At 65.5% G+C, this 16,732-nt stretch carries 12 protein-coding genes; 9 read left to right on the top strand and 3 right to left on the bottom strand.

The genetic code is table 11. From position 1 onward, the window contains the following. The first annotated feature begins 43 nt into the window (after positions 1–43). Both GJ654_RS05605 and hpnJ read left to right on the top strand, forming a co-directional pair. A complete protein-coding gene (locus GJ654_RS05605) occupies positions 44–997 on the top strand; it encodes a D-2-hydroxyacid dehydrogenase (protein WP_155445119.1) in 954 nt (317 codons plus the stop codon). A 127-nt stretch (positions 998–1,124) separates the two neighbouring features. Continuing rightward, the gene (gene hpnJ / locus GJ654_RS05610; protein ID WP_155445120.1) at positions 1,125–2,558 is read left to right on the top strand and encodes a hopanoid biosynthesis associated radical SAM protein HpnJ; all 1,434 of its coding nucleotides are present in this window, start codon (positions 1,125–1,127) and stop codon (positions 2,556–2,558) included. A 3-nt stretch (positions 2,559–2,561) separates the two neighbouring features. Here the strand turns inward: hpnJ and GJ654_RS05615 are convergent, their stop codons facing one another. Both GJ654_RS05615 and GJ654_RS05620 read right to left on the bottom strand, forming a co-directional pair. After that, positions 2,562–2,957, bottom strand: a complete 396-nt coding sequence (locus tag GJ654_RS05615) for a hypothetical protein (RefSeq protein ID WP_155445121.1) — start codon at positions 2,955–2,957, stop codon at positions 2,562–2,564. A gap of 35 nt (positions 2,958–2,992) precedes the next feature. Beyond that, positions 2,993–3,712: a helix-turn-helix transcriptional regulator gene (locus GJ654_RS05620; RefSeq protein WP_155445122.1), complete on the bottom strand. Its 720-nt coding sequence runs from the start codon at positions 3,710–3,712 to the stop codon at positions 2,993–2,995. 106 nt (positions 3,713–3,818) lie between these two features. Here GJ654_RS05620 and GJ654_RS05625 point away from each other — a divergent pair, with 106 nt between their 5' ends. Continuing rightward, positions 3,819–4,364 carry an invasion associated locus B family protein gene (locus GJ654_RS05625; RefSeq protein WP_155445123.1) on the top strand — a complete coding sequence of 182 codons (546 nt, stop codon included), beginning with the start codon at positions 3,819–3,821 and terminating at the stop codon, positions 4,362–4,364. A gap of 224 nt (positions 4,365–4,588) precedes the next feature. Beyond that, a complete protein-coding gene (locus GJ654_RS05630) occupies positions 4,589–5,377 on the top strand; it encodes a hypothetical protein (RefSeq protein ID WP_155445124.1) in 789 nt (262 codons plus the stop codon). An 88-nt stretch (positions 5,378–5,465) separates the two neighbouring features. On the opposite strand, the gene GJ654_RS05635 is transcribed toward GJ654_RS05630, so the two are convergent. Further along, positions 5,466–8,558 (bottom strand): Rne/Rng family ribonuclease, encoded by a 3,093-nt coding sequence (locus tag GJ654_RS05635; RefSeq protein WP_155445125.1) that lies wholly within the window; start codon positions 8,556–8,558, stop codon positions 5,466–5,468. An 817-nt stretch (positions 8,559–9,375) separates the two neighbouring features. Here GJ654_RS05635 and GJ654_RS05640 point away from each other — a divergent pair. The 5 genes from GJ654_RS05640 (at position 9,376) to GJ654_RS05660 (ending at position 16,717) form a co-directional block, all read left to right on the top strand. Next, a complete protein-coding gene (locus tag GJ654_RS05640) occupies positions 9,376–10,701 on the top strand; it encodes an N-acetylmuramoyl-L-alanine amidase (RefSeq protein ID WP_155445126.1) in 1,326 nt (441 codons plus the stop codon). A gap of 198 nt (positions 10,702–10,899) precedes the next feature. After that, positions 10,900–13,296: a penicillin-binding protein 1A gene (locus GJ654_RS05645; RefSeq protein WP_155445127.1), complete on the top strand. Its 2,397-nt coding sequence runs from the start codon at positions 10,900–10,902 to the stop codon at positions 13,294–13,296. A gap of 159 nt (positions 13,297–13,455) precedes the next feature. Continuing rightward, complete coding sequence (locus GJ654_RS05650; RefSeq protein WP_155445128.1) at positions 13,456–14,712, top strand: methyl-accepting chemotaxis protein; 1,257 nt, start codon at positions 13,456–13,458, stop codon at positions 14,710–14,712. A 244-nt stretch (positions 14,713–14,956) separates the two neighbouring features. Next, positions 14,957–16,088, top strand: a protein-coding gene (gene prfB / locus GJ654_RS05655; protein WP_155445129.1) for a peptide chain release factor 2 whose coding sequence is annotated in 2 segments (ribosomal slippage) — positions 14,957–15,025 and positions 15,027–16,088 — 1,131 coding nt in all. Because the reading frame shifts where the segments join, the coding sequence is not laid out codon by codon here. A gap of 2 nt (positions 16,089–16,090) precedes the next feature. Then, entirely contained in the window at positions 16,091–16,717 is a 627-nt protein-coding gene (locus GJ654_RS05660) for a lysozyme inhibitor LprI family protein (RefSeq protein WP_155445130.1), read from the top strand. The last annotated feature ends 15 nt before the right edge of the window (positions 16,718–16,732 follow it).

Consider the following 16,732-nt stretch of genomic DNA (forward strand, 5'->3'; position numbering starts at 1 on the left):
GCGGCGCGGCGCCGGCGCTAGCCTGCCCCTCCCCGGAGGATTCATGCACACAATCGTCTTTCTCGACGCGAAAACCCTGGCGCCGGGCGTCAAACTGCCGGTCCCAAAATTTCCGCATCGCTGGATCAACCACGACGCCACCGCGCCGGATGAGGTCGCCGCGCATGTCGGCGACGCCGAGATCATCGTCGTCAACAAGGTGAAAATCGGCGCGCGCGAGCTGGACGCCCTGCCCGGACTGAAACTGGTGGCCATCTCCGCCACCGGCCACGACAATGTCGATATCGCCGCCGCGCGCGCCAAAAAAATCGCGGTCACCAACATTCGCGGCTATTCCGTCGGCGCGGTGCCCGACCACGTGTTCGCGCTGATCCTGGCGCTCAGCCGCAACATTCTGGCCTACGCCGAATCCGTGCGCGCCGGCCGCTGGCAGAACGCCGGCCAGTTCTGCTTCCACGATCACCGCATCTTTGATCTGTCGGGCAAAAGGCTGGGCCTGATCGGCTCGGGCTCGCTCGGCTCGCGGGTCGCCGAGATCGGCCGCGCCTTCGGCATGGACGTGGTTTTCGCGGCGAGAAGGGGCGCGCCGCCCAGTGAGGGCCGGATCGACTTCCACGACCTGCTGGCGACGTCGGACGTGATCTCGCTGCACTGCCCGCTCAACGCCGAGACGGAAAACCTGCTTTCCGATCGCGAATTCGCGCTGATGACGAAAAAGCCGCTGCTGATCAATACGGCCCGGGGCGGCATTGTCGATGAGGCGGCGCTGGAGCGCGCCCTCGACGCGGGCCATGTCGCGGGCGCGGGCATAGACGTGACCCGTCCCGAGCCCCCGCCGGCGGACAGCGCGATCATGCGGCTGGCCCAGCGCCCCAACGTGCTGGTGACGCCGCATGTCGGCTGGGCCAGCCTGGAGGCGCAACAGACACTTCTGGACCAACTGGGAAAAGTGCTGGAGTCGTTTGTAGCCGGGGAGCGGATGAACCGGCTGGATTGACGCCGCCTCCCCCTCTCCCCGCAAGCGGGGAGAGGGGACGCGCGGCGTCCGCCATCAACTAAATCTGGACGGCGCCGCGAAAATTGGCGACAAGGCCGGCTCTCCCTTCGGTTTGGATCGGCAGCTCATGCGCACCCTGTTCCTGCAAGCCCCGTCCTTCGACGGCTTCGATGGCGGCGCCGGCTCGCGTTATCAGGCGCGCCGCGAAATCGCTTCGTTCTGGTATCCGACCTGGCTGGCGCAGCCCGCCGCGCTGGTCGAAAACTCGAAACTGATCGACGCGCCGCCGCACAAGACCAGCCTCGCCGAAGTGGTCGCGCAGGCAAAAGACTTCGACCTCGTGGTCGTCCACACTTCCGTGCCGTCCTTCGCTTCGGACGTGAAATGCATCGAGGCGCTGAAGGCCGAAAATCCGTCGCTCAAGGCCGGTCTGATCGGCGCCAAGGTGGCGGTGGACGCCGACGGCTCGCTGCGCAACGCCCCGGTGGTCGATTTCGTCGCCCGCAACGAATTCGATTTCACCATCAAGGACGTCGCCGACGGAGTCGATTTCAAGGCGATCAAGGGCCTGAGCTGGCGCGACGCCAACGGCGACATCCAGCACAACGACAACAGGCCGATCCTCGAAAACATGGACGACCTGCCGTTCGTCTCGCCGATCTACAAACGCGACCTGACCATTGAAAACTATTTTATTGGCTATTTGAAACACCCGTATCTGTCGATTTACACGGGACGCGGCTGCAAATCGCGCTGCACATTTTGCCTGTGGCCGCAGACGGTGGGCGGCCACCGCTACCGCACCCGCAGCGTCGGCCATGTGATCGAGGAGATCAAATGGGCGCAAAAGGCGTTCCCGCAAGTCAAAGAATTCTTCTTCGACGACGACACCTTTACCGATGATCTTCCGCGCGCCGAGGCGATTGCAAAAGAGCTGGGCAAGCTCGGGATCACCTGGAGCTGCAACGCCAAAGCCAACGTCCCCTATGAATCCCTGAAGAAACTGAAGGACGGCGGCCTGCGCCTGCTGCTGGTCGGCTATGAATCCGGCAACCAGCAAATTCTCTTCAACATCAAAAAAGGCATGCGCATCGAGGTCGCGGAAAAATTCTCGAAGGATTGCAGAAAACTCGGCATCGGCATCCACGGCACTTTTGTTATGGGCCTGCCCGGCGAAACCCGCGATTCCATCCGCGAGACGATCAAATTCGCGAAAAAGGTCAATCCGCACACGTTGCAGGTGTCGCTGGCCGCGCCCTACCCCGGCACCCATCTCTATGCCCAGGCGCTGGCGCATGGCTGGCTCGACAGCGACAATGCCGAGCTGGTGGACGAGAACGGCGTGCAGATCGCGCCGCTGCACTACCCGAACCTCAGCCACAAGGAAATTTTCGACTCGGTCGAGACGTTTTATCGCGAGTTCTACTTCCGCCCGAGCAAGATCGGCGCGATCGTCTGGGAAATGGCGCGCGACAAGGACATGCTGAAGCGCCGCCTGCGCGAGGGCGCCGAATTCTTCCAGTTCCTCAAAGAGCGCAAGCAGGGCGCGGCCAACTGTTGAGTTTCAACCGTTGCATCCAATTTCGGCGGCGCGGCCCATGGCCGCCGCCATGATCGGGATCAGCAGATAGCGCAGGCCGATGTCCTCGACATAGAGGGACAGAGTCATCCCGGCCATGGGGACCAGGATCGCCAGATCCAGAGCCAGGTTGAGCGCCAGCCAGAACAGACCGAGCGCAAGGCCGGCGCGAAAAGTCGGGCGCATGCGCCGGAAGGCGCGGAGCAGAAGGAAAGCCCCGCAGGCGCCGCCGATCAGGATCATCAGCGATTTGAACAGGGGCTGGGGGATCAGCAAGGCGCCGTGCGGACCAAAGAACAGAAACGAAGCGGCGAATGGCGCCGCCCAGCTTGCGAAGCCAAGCAGCAGGGTGCGCGCGTTCAAAAAATCTTTGCGGGTCATGGCTTGAACCTCGGCCTTGGGAATGCCTGCCTTTGCTAGCGCGCGCCAGCGTCAGTTTCCGTCAGCAGCGTCGGCCCCATGGCCGGCGAAATGCCCTCGCGCGCCCGCCATTCCCGCATCAACACGCGGCGGCGGCGCGGATAGCGCTCCTCCAGCGTCCGCCAGCCCCGCAGCCGGTCGAGGCGGAAATGGCGGAAATCGCCGCGTAATTCGCACCAGGCGGCGAGCACGCGGCGATGGTCGAAGAAGGCGAGCGCGATCGGCCAAATGCGTCTCTCAGTGGCGACGCCCTCGGCGTCGACATAAGAGATCAGCGCCACCCGCTCCTCCCTCATGGCGCGGCGCAGGTCGGAAAGATCGTCGCGGTGACGGGTGGGCGGGGCGAGCAGGCCCGAATCATCGGTCAGTTCGGCCAGACGCTCCGGCAGCACCGCGCTGATCTTCGCCAAGGCTTCGCGCGCGGCCCGCGCCAACGCCGGATCGCCTTGGGCCGCAACCCATCGCAGGCCGAGCGTCAGCGCCTCGGCTTCGCCATGGTCAAGCATCAGCGGCGGCAACAGGAAGCCGGGACGCAGGATGAAGCCAAGCCCCGCCTCGCCCTCGATCGGCGCGCCCTGCGCGCATAGCGCCTGGATGTCGCGGTAGAGCGTGCGCAAGGATACGCCGGTTTCGTCCGCAAGCGCGCGGCCGCTCACGGGGTGGCGATAGCCGCGGAGAATTTGCAGCAGGCGCAGCAGGCGGGCGGAGCGGGACATGGCGCAAGCTTAGACGAGGCGCGGGACCAGGAGAAGTCAGCGGGGCTGACCCACGTCATTGAACTGTTGCGCGCCCCCGGCTATAGCTGAAACATAGGAGGCGCTTATGTCTCGTCTTTCCATTGCGCTGGCGTTGATTTTTCTGGCCATGCCGGCCTTCGCCGAGGACAAGAAACCGCCGCTCGGCGCGGAGCCGGCCACGACGACCGCCGCCTATGGCGACTGGCTGTTGCGCTGCCAGCGGCTCGGGGAGCCCGACAAGGCGCGGAAAATCTGCGAAATCGTCCAGACCGTCCAGGCGTCGCGGCAGGGACAGCCGCAGAAGCCGATCGCACAACTGGCGTTTGGCCGCATCAAACCTTCTGAACCGATGCGCGTCACCGCGCATCTGCCCGTGAACATCCTGCTGCCGAGCGTGGCGAAATTTTCGACCAGCGACAAGGACGCCAAGCCCGTGGACCTGCCCTGGCGGCGCTGCATCCAGTCGGGCTGCTTCGCTGACGGCGTATTGGACGACGCGCTGTGGAAGGCGCTCCATGAGCAGACCGAGAACGGCTCGCTGGAATTCACCGACGCCGGCTCCCGCCCGATCAAACTCCCCATATCCTTCCATGGCTTCGCCCAGGCGGCGGACGCGCTGGCGAAGGAGTGATACGATTTCCGAACGATCGGTTCGGAAATCGTATTCCGTTCGCGCGGAAATCCGCCCTTCGCTTGGAGGATTTTCGCGCGATTTCGTTTTCGCGGATCGCGAAGCGATCTTGCGGAAACCGTATGATCCAGAAAGCGACCTTAAACGTTTATTAACCAGAAAAGCTCCGGGCAAGGCTGACGCGCTGCAATGCGCCTGCACGTTTCGCCCGGAGCTTTTCCTTCATGACTGAACCCCATCTTTTCATCGCCACGCCCTGCTATGGCGGCATGGTCACCCAGCGCTACATGCATTCGACGGTCGGCCTGCTCAATCTCGGCCGGGACCTGGGCTTTCAGGCCTCTCTCAATCTGCTGGGCAACGAATCCCTCATCACCCGCGCGCGAAACCTGCTCGTCAGCCAATTCCTTGACGACGCCAGCGCCACCCACCTTCTCTTCATCGACGCCGACATCGGCTTCGATCCCCGCCAAGTCGCGCGCATGCTGGCCTTCGACGCCGACGTGGTCGCCGGCATGTATCCGCTCAAACTGCTCGACTGGAACAGTGGGCTGCAACGCGCCGTCGACGGCGAGCCGGTGGAGACCGCGCCGCTGCGCTATGTCGGCTCGCCCTGCGAAGGCGCGGAGGCGGAGGCGCGCGACGATTTCGTCACAGGGACTTACGCCGGAACCGGGTTCATGATGATCAGTCGCGAAGCCCTGGTGAAAATGGCCGCCGCCTATCCGCAGTTGCGCTACAGCGCCAGCCATGCGGGACCGGCGCGCTCGGGCGGGCCAAGCGTCAGCCCCAACCAGTACGCCTTCTTCGACTGCATGATCGAACCCGAAACGGGCGTCTATCTCTCGGAGGACTACACGTTCTGCCGGCTGTGGCGGAACATCGGCGGAAAAGTCTGGCTCGACACGCAGGGCGCGCTGATTCATGTCGGGGCGCATGAATTCCACGGCGCTCCGGCGGCGCGGTCTTTCTCCCTGCCCGCGCAGGCGACAAATTTTGCGCACGCGGCGTGACTTATTCCCCGCTTGCGGGGAGAGGGGCGGCAGCCGCCCCATCATGGTTTCGAAACGAAACGGGCCGCTTTCGCGGCCCGTTGCTAGTTCACTTGCCGGTCAGGCTGGCCTTGGCGCGCGACCACCAGCCGGAACGCTTCGGCGCCGACGGGTCCGCCTCCGTGATCACGGGCAGCTCCGGCTGAACCGGCAAGGGCGCGCGATCGGCCTTGGGGGCAGGCTCAACGGGCGCGGCCTCCAGCTCTGGGACGTCCGGCGCGGATTCGACGACAGCCGCTGGCGCGTCGTCGTTCGCAGCCGCTTGCGGCGCCTCGGCGACGACCGGAGCGTTTTCGAAGCTGGGCGCGCTTTCGAAATGGGGCGCGCTTTCCACGCTCGGGGCGCTTTCGACGACCGCTTCAACCGGACCGGCCTCAAACGGGGCCGCAATCGGTTCGGAGGCGACTTCGCCTGGTCCCTCGCCTTCGCCCGATTCTTCGCCTGATCCCTCACCCGACGCTTCGCCCGCTTCGCCCGCGCTCGGACGCCAGTCGCCGTTGAAATCGCTGAATTCGCCGCCACGGCCCCGGCCGCGCCGGCGCCAGCGGCCCCGGCCGCGCCGCCCGTTCTCGTCACGGGCGCCTTCGTCCTCGCCCTCTGCCGGGCTCTCGGCCCTTTCGGCCGGCGCCATGAGGTCGCCGCCGATCGCGGCCATCATGCTCAGGCCCTCATCCGAAGGCTGCGGCGCGCCGGCCTCTATATTGCTGGATTCGCGCTCAAAACCCCGGCCGCGGCCGCGGCGGCGACGACGGCGGCGCCGGCCATCGGCCTCGTCGCGGTCTTCGCCCTCGGCGCCTTCGGCCTCGGTCGTCTCAACCTGCTCCTCGTCGAATTCCGCTTCGGTCTCCGCCTCGCCGATGGGCTCCGGGTCCTCCAGGGGACGACGCGGATCGAAGCGGCGCAAGGGATCGGCGGGCTCGCCGCGCTCCAGCGCGTGCCAGGCGCCGCCGGCGAGGCTGTCGTCGGCCTCCACCGTCACCGACACGCCGAACCGCTCCTCGATCAGCCGCAGCAGGGCGCGCTTCTGGTTGAGGATGTAGAGCGCGATGTCGGTGCGGGTGCGCAGGATGACATTGTGGGTCGCGCTCTTGATCAGCGCGTCCTCGAGCACGCGCATCACATGGACCGCGACCGACGACGTGCTGCGCACGGTGCCGGCGCCGGCGCAATGCGGGCAGATCACGGAGGAGCCTTCGAGCACGCCGGTGCGGATGCGCTGGCGCGACATTTCCAGAAGGCCGAAATGCGAGATGCGGCCGACCTGGATGCGGGCGCGATCGTCCTTCAGCGCCTCCTTGAGCCGGCGCTCGACGGCGCGGTTGTTGCGGCTCTCCTCCATGTCGATGAAATCGACGACGATCAGGCCGGCGAGATCGCGCAGGCGCAACTGGCGGGCCACCTCGTCGGCGGCCTCCAGATTGGTGCGCAGCGCGGTGTCCTCGATGTTGTGCTCGCGGGTGGAGCGGCCCGAGTTCACGTCGATGGCGACGAGGGCCTCGGTCTGGTTGATGACGATATAGCCGCCGGAGCGCAGCGTGACCTGGTTGTGGAACAAGGCGTCGAGCTGCGATTCCGCGCCCCATTTGGCGAAAATGGGCTGCGGGTCGCGGTAGGCGACGACGTTCTTCACATGGCTCGGCATCAGCAGGCGCATGAAATCGCGCGCCTCGCGATAGCCGGTGTCGCCCGCGACCATCACCTCGTCGATCTCCTTGTTATAGAGATCGCGGATGGCCCGCTTGATCAGCGAGCCCTCCTCATAGACCAGCGCCGGGGCGCTGGAGGTGAGGGTGAGTTCGCGCACCTGCTCCCACATGCGCATCAGATATTCGAAGTCGCGCTGGATTTCCTGCTTGGTCCGCGCGGCGCCCGCCGTGCGCAGGATGACGCCCATGCCTTCGGGCACCTCCAGCTCGCCGGCGATTTCCTTGAGCCGCTTGCGGTCACTGGCGTCGGTGATCTTGCGCGAAATGCCGCCGCCCCGCGCCGTGTTGGGCATGAGGACGGAATAACGGCCGGCCAGCGACAGATAGGTGGTGAGCGCCGCGCCCTTGTTGCCGCGCTCTTCCTTGACGACCTGAATCAGCAGCACCTGACGGCGCTTGATCACTTCCTGAATCTTGTACTGGCGGCGCAGGCGGGGGGCGCGATAGGGCGTCTCGTCCATGGCGTCGCCGCCAAGCTGCTCGACGACTTCCTCTTCCTCGTGGTCGCCCTCGTCGGAATGCTCCTCGGCGTCGTGCGCGGGACGCTTGGCCCGAAGCTCATCGCTGGCCTCGTCGCCATTGTCGTGGCTGACGTCGGACACATCGCGATCTTCGTCGCGAATTTCGTCCCGAACTTCGTCCGCGACGGTTTCGGCGGCTGAATCCTCGTGGCCTTCCTCGATCACCGCGAAACCTTCGGGATCTCGGAAAACGTGCTGGTGGCCCTCGGCCGCCTGAGCCTCCTCGACCGGCTGAGCTTCAGCGGGCGCCGCTTCGACGGGCTGAGCCTCGGCGGCAGGTTCGGGCGCGGGTTCGACAGGCTCGGCGGTTTGGGCGGCCGGTTCAGCGGCCGGTTCGAAGGCTGCGGCTTCAGCGGCGACCTCGACAGGCGCGCTTTCGGCGGGCGCTTCGATCTCGGGCGCGGAGTCGACCGGCTCGCCTTCGCCGGCGGCGGCTTCGAGGGGAGCGGAGTCGCCCAAAACTTCGTCGGCCGGCTGTTCAACCGCGCCGTCTTGCGCCAACAAAACCTCGTCGGACTCCTCCGCCTCGCCGGTGATGCGGTCATCGCCGCCCCGACGTTTTTCCGCGCCGCGACGGCTGCGACGGCTGCGACGACGCGGGCTTTCCTCCTCGTCCTCCTCGCGATGGGCGCGCGATTCCTCTTCGAGCAGGGCGATCCGGTCGGAGTGGGGAATCTGGTAGTAATCCGGATGGATTTCGCTGAAAGCGAGAAAACCGTGGCGATTGCCGCCATATTCGACGAAGGCGGCCTGCAACGAGGGTTCGACCCGCGTGACTTTCGCCAGATAGATGTTTCCGCGCAGTTGCTTTTTCGAGGCGGACTCGAAATCGAATTCCTCGACTCTATTTCCCCTGAGCACCACCACCCGCGTCTCTTCGGGGTGGGATGCGTCGATCAGCATTTTGTTGGCCATTGCGAACTCTTGAATCCATGGCGCTGCACAGGAGAGCCGCTAGCCTTGCGCGGGGGAGTCCGGCTGGAAGCCTGACAGGTCCCGCCGCGCGCGCGGCGCCGCGCCAATACTGGCGCGCCATGATAGGAGATGGAAAGGAAGGGGTAAGCGGAATCGTCGCCACAAGGACCGTCGCGGTCAGCGAAGGCCGGGTCGTGTGGGACGGGGAAGGCGGGGTGCAAGCCCGTGGGCCGCCGAATCGCAGACAAGCCCCTCGCGTCGAAGCGCGCTGGCCTTTTCCCGATTCTGTCTTCGTGCGGAGCATGTCTCCGCCCCGAAGGTTTGGCGTCGCCACGTGCAAACCTTTACAGTCATCCGCGCGCTCAACCTCAAGAGGCGGGCGGCGGAGCATAATCTTGAAATCCGCGTCTCACTCTCGTGTGGAGGGGTGGGCGGCGGAGGATTGAACGCATTGGGGGCCTACGACGCGTGCGACGCTTCCGTCGCATCCGCGCACATCGCCCCGCCGTCTCACAGGAACCTTTGCCGCCTTCATCGCGGAAAGAACGGTCGCCTGCCAGACGGGAAACCCGTTCGGCCCCGGCGCTGCGACTCTTTGTCTCGCGCCGCCGAACAGTTCTTTGTAACCGCCGCATGTGGTTTTGGCAAGTTTTTCGCTCCACCGTGTTTTTGCCGCAACTCTGTGGCGTCGGCGCCACAAGCCTGTCTTTTGCGCCCGGCGCCAGGGTTAAATATTGTTAACAATTTCATGGTCTGACTTGAGGTTGATGCGTTTCCAGACGAATCGTCGGAAACTGCGCCAACGCCCGAGCCGCGCATGCAAAAGATCTCGCCCGTTTCCTGGAAGTCCGGCCTGAGGCGCGCCGCGCTCGCCGTTGTCGCGCTGGTCGCGGCGAGTCCGGCGCGGGCGGAGCCGCCGGCCGCCTACGACGTGCGCATCGAAAGCGCGGACGGCGCGGGCGGTCGCGAGACCCGGCTCATCTTCAGCCTCAACGCCTGCGTCGCCCATCAGGCCTATGTGCTCGACCAGCCGCCGCGCGCCGTGCTCGACCTGCCCGAAGTCAAGTTCCTGATCGATCCCAGCCATGGCGATCCCGCGAGCGCCAAACGAAAAAGCCGCCGCGCCGCCAAGCCCGCCACACATCCCGCCCCGCCCCACGAATTGTCCTACCGCTTCGGCCGGCTGTCGCCGGGAAAATCGCGCATCATCGTCGACCTGCCGGGTCCCGCGCAATTTTCAGCCGCCTGCGCGCCGAAGAAGGACGGCGGCGAACTGACGCTCGTCATCAAGCCGGCGGAAACAGCGGCCTTCGGCGCCGCCGCGCGCGCCGGCGCCGAAAGTCAGGAGCAGGCGCGGCGCGACGCCACCGCCGCCATTCCGGCGCGCGCGCCGGACGCGCAAAGGGATTTTTCGAAACCGCTGATCGTGCTCGACCCCGGCCATGGCGGCGTCGACGCCGGCACCATCGGCCAGGGCGACGCGGTCGAAAAGGACGTGGTGCTCGATTTCGCCAAGGCGCTGGCCGGCCCGCTGCGCGCCAGCGGGCGCTATCGCGTCGCCTTCACCCGCGAGGACGACGCCTTCGTCCCCTTGCAGGAGCGCGTGCGCATCGCGCGCAAGCTCGGGGCGGCGCTGTTCGTCTCGCTCCACGCCGATTCGCTGAGCGGCGGTTCGCAGACGGTGCGCGGCGCCACGGTCTACACCGTCTCCGACCGCGCTTCGGACGCGGAAGCCGCGCGGGTCGCCGCGAGCGAAAACCAGGCTGATTCGCTCGCCGGGCTGGAGCAGCAGGAACAGGCTGGCGAGGTCAACGACATCCTGTTCGATCTCACAAGGCGGGAAACCCGCGCCTACTCGAACATTTTCGCCAGATATCTGCGCGAGCGCTGGAAGATCGCCGCCACGCTCAACAAGAATCCCCAGCGCCACGCCGGCTTCGTCGTGCTCAAGGCGCCCGACGTGCCCTCGGTGCTGCTGGAATTGGGCTATCTCTCCAGCAACGAGGACGCCGTCGACCTCACCTCGCCGCAATGGCGGGAAAAGGCGGCGGCCCAGGCCGCGCTGGCGATCGACGATTTTTTCCGCGGCCGTCCGACGGTGGCGACGCCCGCCGCGCTCACTGAGGCGCCGCGCACGCCCTGAGCGGCGCCGCGAACCCGGCGCGCCGCGTAAACGCCCTGCCGCCCTCAAACGGACACAAAGCCGGGCGATTGCTGGCCCCTGTAGAGCGGCGCGCTTGAGGAATCGTGATTTTTCAAATGACCGTGACCATAGGGCGATGCTATAGGCGCTGCCAAACGGCATGAATTCGCCGAAGATATTCCACAGGGGATGATTTATATGCGCATGTTCGCCCGCTTTTTCGCCTTTCTATTCGCGGCGGGCGCGATCGTCTTCGTCGTCGGCGCGGTCGGCGCGGGCGCGCTGGTTTACACCTTCTCCAAGGATCTCCCCGACCACACCCAGCTGAAAAATTACGAGCCCCCGGTGATGACGCGCGTGCACGCCGCCGACGGCTCGCTGGTCGCGGAATACGCCCATGAGCGGCGCCTCTACATCCCCTCGAACGCCATTCCGAAGCTGGTGAAGGAAGCCTTCCTCTCGGCCGAGGACAAGAATTTCTACAGCCACAACGGCATCGACCCCGAAGGCATGCTGCGCGCCGTCAAAGTGCTGATCGAGGGCAACAAGCGCATGCAGGGCGCTTCGACCATCACCCAGCAGGTGGCGAAGAACTTTTTGCTCACCCCGGAGCGCTCGTTCGAGCGCAAGATCCAGGAAGCCCTGCTCGCCCTGCGCATCGAGCAGACCTACAGCAAGGACCGGATTCTCGAGCTTTATCTGAACAAGATCAATCTTGGCCTGGGCTCCTATGGCATCGCCGCGGCGGCGCTGAACTATTACGACAAGTCGGTGCAGGAGCTGACCCTGGCCGAAACGGCCTATCTCGCCGGCCTGCCGAAGGCGCCCAACAATTACAATCCGTTCCGCAACCGCGACGCCGCCTTGGAGCGCCGCAACTACGTGATCAACCGCATGGTCGAGAACGGCTATGTGTCGCGCGCCGACGGCGAGGCGGCCAAGGCCGAGCCGCTGGTGGTCACGCCCCGAAACGTCTCCGCCAACAGTTTCGCCGCCGGCTATTTCGCCGAAGAGGTGCGCCGCGAGCTGAACGACCGCTACGGCGACAGAAAGCTCTACGAGGGCGGTCTGTCGGTGCGCACCACGCTCGACCCCAAAATGCAGCTGATGGCGCGCCGCGCGCTCGTCGACGGTCTCGTGCGCTACGACGAGGCCCACGGCTATCGCGGCCCCTACAAGCAGATCGAGATCGGCGCCGACTGGGGCGTGGCGCTGGCGGAGGTGTCGCCGCTCGGCGATGTCGCGCCCTGGCGGCTCGCCGTCGTGCTCGACGTCAATGATTCCGCCCTGCGCGTCGGCCTGCAGCCGGTCAAGGAAAAGGGCGGCGAAGTCGCGCGCAACCGCGAAACCGCCACGCTCTCGGCCGACAACGCCCGCTTTGTGCGCAAAAAAATGCGGCAGGCATTCGCGGTCGGCGACGTGATCTTCGTCGAGCCGATCGAGAGCAAGCCCGGTCAGGTGCGGCTGCGGCAGATTCCCGAACTTTCCGGCGCCATCGTCGCCATGGACCCGTTCACGGGACGCGTGTTCGCCATGGTCGGCGGCTTCTCCTTCGACCAGTCGTCGTTCAACCGCGCCACCCAGGCGCAGCGCCAGCCGGGATCGTCGTTCAAGCCCTTCGTCTACGCCACCGCGCTCGACAACGGCTACACGCCCTCCTCCGTCCTTCAGGACGAGCCGATCACGATCACCACGCCGGGCGGCGAAACCTGGAGCCCGGAAAATTTCGAAAAGGGCAATTACGGCTCGCACACGCTGCGCTACGGCATCGAGCATTCGAAAAACCTGATGACCGTGCGTCTCGCCCGCGACGTCGGCATGCCGCTGATCGTCGAGACCTCCCGGCGCTTTGGCATTTACGACAATCTGGCGCCCTATCTCCCGATGGCGCTCGGCGCCGGCGAGACCACGGTGATGCGCATGGTCGCCGGCTATTCCATGCTCGCCAACGGCGGCAAGCAGATCAAGCCGACGCTGATCGACCGCATCCAGGACCGCTGGGGCCACACCATCTACCGCCATGACGAGCGCGAATGCCTCGGCTGCGACGCCGACAAATTCTCGCCGGACAACGAACCGAAGCTGGTGGACAAGAGCGAGCAGGTGATCGACCCGCTCACCGCCTACCAGATGACCTCGATCATGGAGGGCGTGATCCAGCGCGGCACCGGCGTCGGCGTCAGGGAGGTGGGCAAACATCTCGCCGGCAAGACCGGCACCACCAACGACGCCAAGGATCTGTGGTTCATCGGCTATTCGCCCGACCTCGCGGTGGGCGTCTACATCGGCTACGACAAGCCGCGCTCGCTCGGCGATTCCGCGCAGGCCGCGCAATATGCCGCGCCCATCTTCCGCGATTTCATGAAAATGGCGCTGGCCGGCAAGCCCGACACCCCGTTTCGCGTGCCGCCGGGCATCAAGCTGATTTCGGTGGATGTGAGGAGCGGACTGCGCGCCTCCGGCGCGGGTTCGATCCTCGAGGCCTTCAAGCCCGGCACGGCCCCGCCGGATTCCTACAGCGGCGGTCACACGGCCAGTCCCAGCGCGCCCGGCGACGACAACCAGGTCGGCGGGGGCACCGGCGGGCTGTATTGAGGATTCCACTTACGTATTAACCGCAATTTCTCGTCGGCCCGGCCCGCGCTCAATGTCCCGTTAACTATTCTCGCTCAGGTTGCATGCGTTTTATTCCGATCGCATTGCGCGACCCACGCCGGGGCGCCCGATCGGCGCGCATATTGGGTGGGAGACAACATGGCCGGGCTGTTTCGAAAGAAAAATGATCGGGGCGCGAAGGTCCAGTGCGACTATTTCGAGGTGACGCCCAATGCAATCCTGATGCTGGAGGGCGACCACTTCATTGATTGCAACGACGCGGCCGTCCGCATCTTCGGCTACTCCAGCAAGGCCGCCTTCTCCGCGACCTCGCCGGCCGATCTTTCGCCGTCCACGCAACCCGACGGCGAACCCTCCACGGTCAAGGCCCAGCGCATCATCGCCGAAGCGCGGCAAAAGGGCTGGTGTCAGTTCGATTGGACGCACAAGCGCGCCAATGGCGAAAGCTTTCCCGCCCAGGTCACGCTGGTGCGTTCGCGCGTCAATCCCGGAGTGATGTATTCCGGGATCGTCGATCTGTCCGAGCATGAAAGCCGCAGGCAGGCGCGCGAAAAAAATCTGGCCGTGATCACCGACCGGTTCGACGGCGACATGGCGCGCATCCTCGGCGTCGTCCGCCAGGTCGCCGGCGGCATTGGCGAGACCGCGCAAAAGCTCGCCGCCGAGGCCGAGCGCACCCGCGACCGCGCCGCAGCCGTCTCCGGGACCACGGCGGACACCGCCAACAATGTCAGCAGCGTCGCCCAGGCGGCCGACGAACTCACCTCCTCGATTCGCGAGATCGCCATGCAGGTGGATCAGTCGCGCAAATTCGCGGATCTCGCCACCGGCGACGCCAACGGCGCCAGCGCCAAGGTGCGCGGCCTCGCCGAAAGCTCGGCGCGCATTGGCGAAATTGTCAACATGATCAACGCCATCGCCAGCCAGACGAACCTTCTGGCGCTCAACGCCACCATCGAGGCGGCGCGCGCCGGCGAGGCCGGGCGCGGTTTTGCCGTGGTGGCCAGCGAAGTCAAGCATCTCGCCAGCCAGACGGCGAAGGCGACGGAAGAGATCGGCGCGCAGATCAGCGCCGTGCAGACCGCGACGCGTGAGGCGGTGCACGCCATGGACCTGATCAACGGCCGCATTTCCGAAATGAGCCACATCGCCGGGGCCATCGCCGCCGCGGTGGAGGAGCAGTCGGCCTCGACCGCCAACATCGCCCAGAGCGTCCAGCAGGCGTCGGAAGGCGCGGGCTCGGTGTCGCGCACCATCGAGGGGGTTTCGAACTCCGCCGACGAAACGGTCGCGGCGGCGCGGCAGGCGCGCGACGCCATCGCGCGCATGGACGAGGAAGCGGGCCGCGTCTCCGGCGTGGTCGGGGAATTTTTGGCGGCGGTGCGGAAAATTTAACGCGCTGGCGTGGACCGCCCTCGTCCTTCGAGACGCCCGCCCGGAAGGCGGGCTCCTCAGGATGAGGGCCACTCGAAAATCCTTTTAGAACCAAATCAGTAGCCCTCATGCTGAGGAAGCCGCGAAGCGGCTGTCTCGAAGCGTGAGGGCGGTCCACGCATGTGTCGGCCGGCGGAGCCCGCTTTACACCGCGCCCTGCCGCGCCTATGTACGGCCTCCAATCATTGAGAATGGGAATCGCCACATGCGCGCGGAAGCCGTGTCGCTTATCGAAGAGATCAAGCAGTCAGTCGGGCTGCTGAGGAGGCATCTTTGACGTCGAACAATCGACTCGCCGCCTCGCCGAACTGAACGCCAAATCCGAACACCCCGATTTCTGGAACGACGCCGAAGCCGCGCAAAAGCTGATGCGCGAGCGCACGGATCTGGAAACGCGGCTCGATTCCCTCAAGAAATTTGACGCCGAACTCGACGACGCCGTCACGCTGATCGAACTCGGCGAGATGGAAGGCGACGAGTCCGCGCAGGACGAGGGCGTCGAACTGTTGCGGGCGCTCAACAAGGAAGCCCAACGCCGCCAGGTCGAGGCCCTGCTCTCGGGCGAGGCCGACGCCAACGACACCTATATCGAAGTCCATTCCGGCGCCGGCGGCACCGAAAGCTGCGACTGGGCGCGCATGCTGCTGCGCATGTACACGCGCTGGGCGGAACGGCGCGGCTTTAAGGTCGAGCTGATGGAAGAGACGTCGGGCGACGAGGCCGGCATCAAATCGGCGACCCTGCTGGTCAAGGGCCACAACGCCCATGGCTGGGCCAAGACCGAATCGGGCGTGCATCGTCTCGTGCGCATCTCGCCCTTCGACTCGAACGCGCGGCGGCATACGTCCTTCGCCTCGGCCTGGGTCTATCCGGTGGTCGACGACCGCATCGACATCCAGATCAATGAAAGCGACTGCCGCATCGACACCTATCGCGCGTCCGGCTCGGGCGGCCAGCATATCAACAAGACCGATTCAGCCGTCCGCATCACCCATATCCCCACCGGCATCGCCGTCGCTTGCCAGATGGAGCGCTCGCAGCACAAGAATCGCGCCACCGCGTGGAACATGCTGCGCGCCCGTCTCTATGAGCAGGAGCTGGAAAGGCGCCAGGCCGAGACCGACAAGCTCAACGCGTCGAAAACCGACGTGGGCTGGGGCCACCAGATCCGCTCCTACGTGCTGCAACCCTACCAGATGGTCAAGGATTTGCGCACCGGCGTCGTCTCGGGAACCCCGGACGAGGTGCTGGACGGCGATATCGACGCTTTCATGGAGGCGGCGCTGGCGCAGCGGGTCCATGGCGGCGGACCCGAAAATGTCGAGGACGTGGACTGACGATGAAGACGGCCGCCCTGCTGATTTTGCTGGCGGCCGCGCTCGCCCCGTCCGCGCGCGCCGCCAGCTTCGATTGCGGCAAGGCGCGCACGCCCCTGGAGCGCCGGATTTGCGCTGACCCCGCGCTGGGCCAGGCCGACGAGGACCTTTCGAAAGCCTATGCCGAGACCTTGCGGACCTTCGTTGTTCCCGAGTTCATCAAGGATTCGCAGCGGGCCTGGCTTTTCGAGGCGCCGCAATGCCTTGAGAACAAAACCTGCGCCGAGCTGTTCAAGGAACGCGCCGAAACCCTGCGCCTTTATCGCTCGGCCAAGGTCTATACCGACTACGGCAAGGATTTCGATCGCGAGAAGACCACGCTCGTGGTCTATGAGCGCAACGGCAAGCCGTGGCTCGACTGGTATGGCGACTGGATGCCGGACGCCTATCGTCCAAAGCCGTTTCCCGACGGTTTTTTGGCGAGGGATGGCGGCGAACTGATCCCGGCGAAAGGCAAGTTCACGCTCGCCGACCATGACGACGCCATCATTTCGCTCTCGGACGACAAGATCACGTTCGGCGGCGAATACGGGATGAGCCTCACGGCGCGCCAGGGTTTTATTCACGGCGATTTTCTGCGCGTGCGCTGACGCGGCCGGATCCGC

It is taken from the genome of Rhodoblastus acidophilus (assembly GCF_009720655.1).
In the GTDB taxonomy this organism is placed as follows: domain Bacteria; phylum Pseudomonadota; class Alphaproteobacteria; order Rhizobiales; family Beijerinckiaceae; genus Rhodoblastus; species Rhodoblastus acidophilus_A.

Coding starts and splice junctions, on each gene's coding strand:
- hpnJ (WP_155445120.1), top strand. CDS start 1,125: ATGCGCACCCTGTTCCTGCAAGCCCCGTCCTTCGACGGCTTCGATGGC.
- GJ654_RS05620 (WP_155445122.1), bottom strand. CDS start 3,712: ATGTCCCGCTCCGCCCGCCTGCTGCGCCTGCTGCAAATTCTCCGCGGC.
- GJ654_RS05615 (WP_155445121.1), bottom strand. CDS start 2,957: ATGACCCGCAAAGATTTTTTGAACGCGCGCACCCTGCTGCTTGGCTTC.
- GJ654_RS05650 (WP_155445128.1), top strand. CDS start 13,456: ATGGCCGGGCTGTTTCGAAAGAAAAATGATCGGGGCGCGAAGGTCCAG.
- GJ654_RS05640 (WP_155445126.1), top strand. CDS start 9,376: ATGCAAAAGATCTCGCCCGTTTCCTGGAAGTCCGGCCTGAGGCGCGCC.
- GJ654_RS05625 (WP_155445123.1), top strand. CDS start 3,819: ATGTCTCGTCTTTCCATTGCGCTGGCGTTGATTTTTCTGGCCATGCCG.
- GJ654_RS05660 (WP_155445130.1), top strand. CDS start 16,091: ATGAAGACGGCCGCCCTGCTGATTTTGCTGGCGGCCGCGCTCGCCCCG.
- GJ654_RS05645 (WP_155445127.1), top strand. CDS start 10,900: ATGCGCATGTTCGCCCGCTTTTTCGCCTTTCTATTCGCGGCGGGCGCG.
- GJ654_RS05635 (WP_155445125.1), bottom strand. CDS start 8,558: ATGGCCAACAAAATGCTGATCGACGCATCCCACCCCGAAGAGACGCGG.
- GJ654_RS05605 (WP_155445119.1), top strand. CDS start 44: ATGCACACAATCGTCTTTCTCGACGCGAAAACCCTGGCGCCGGGCGTC.
- GJ654_RS05630 (WP_155445124.1), top strand. CDS start 4,589: ATGACTGAACCCCATCTTTTCATCGCCACGCCCTGCTATGGCGGCATG.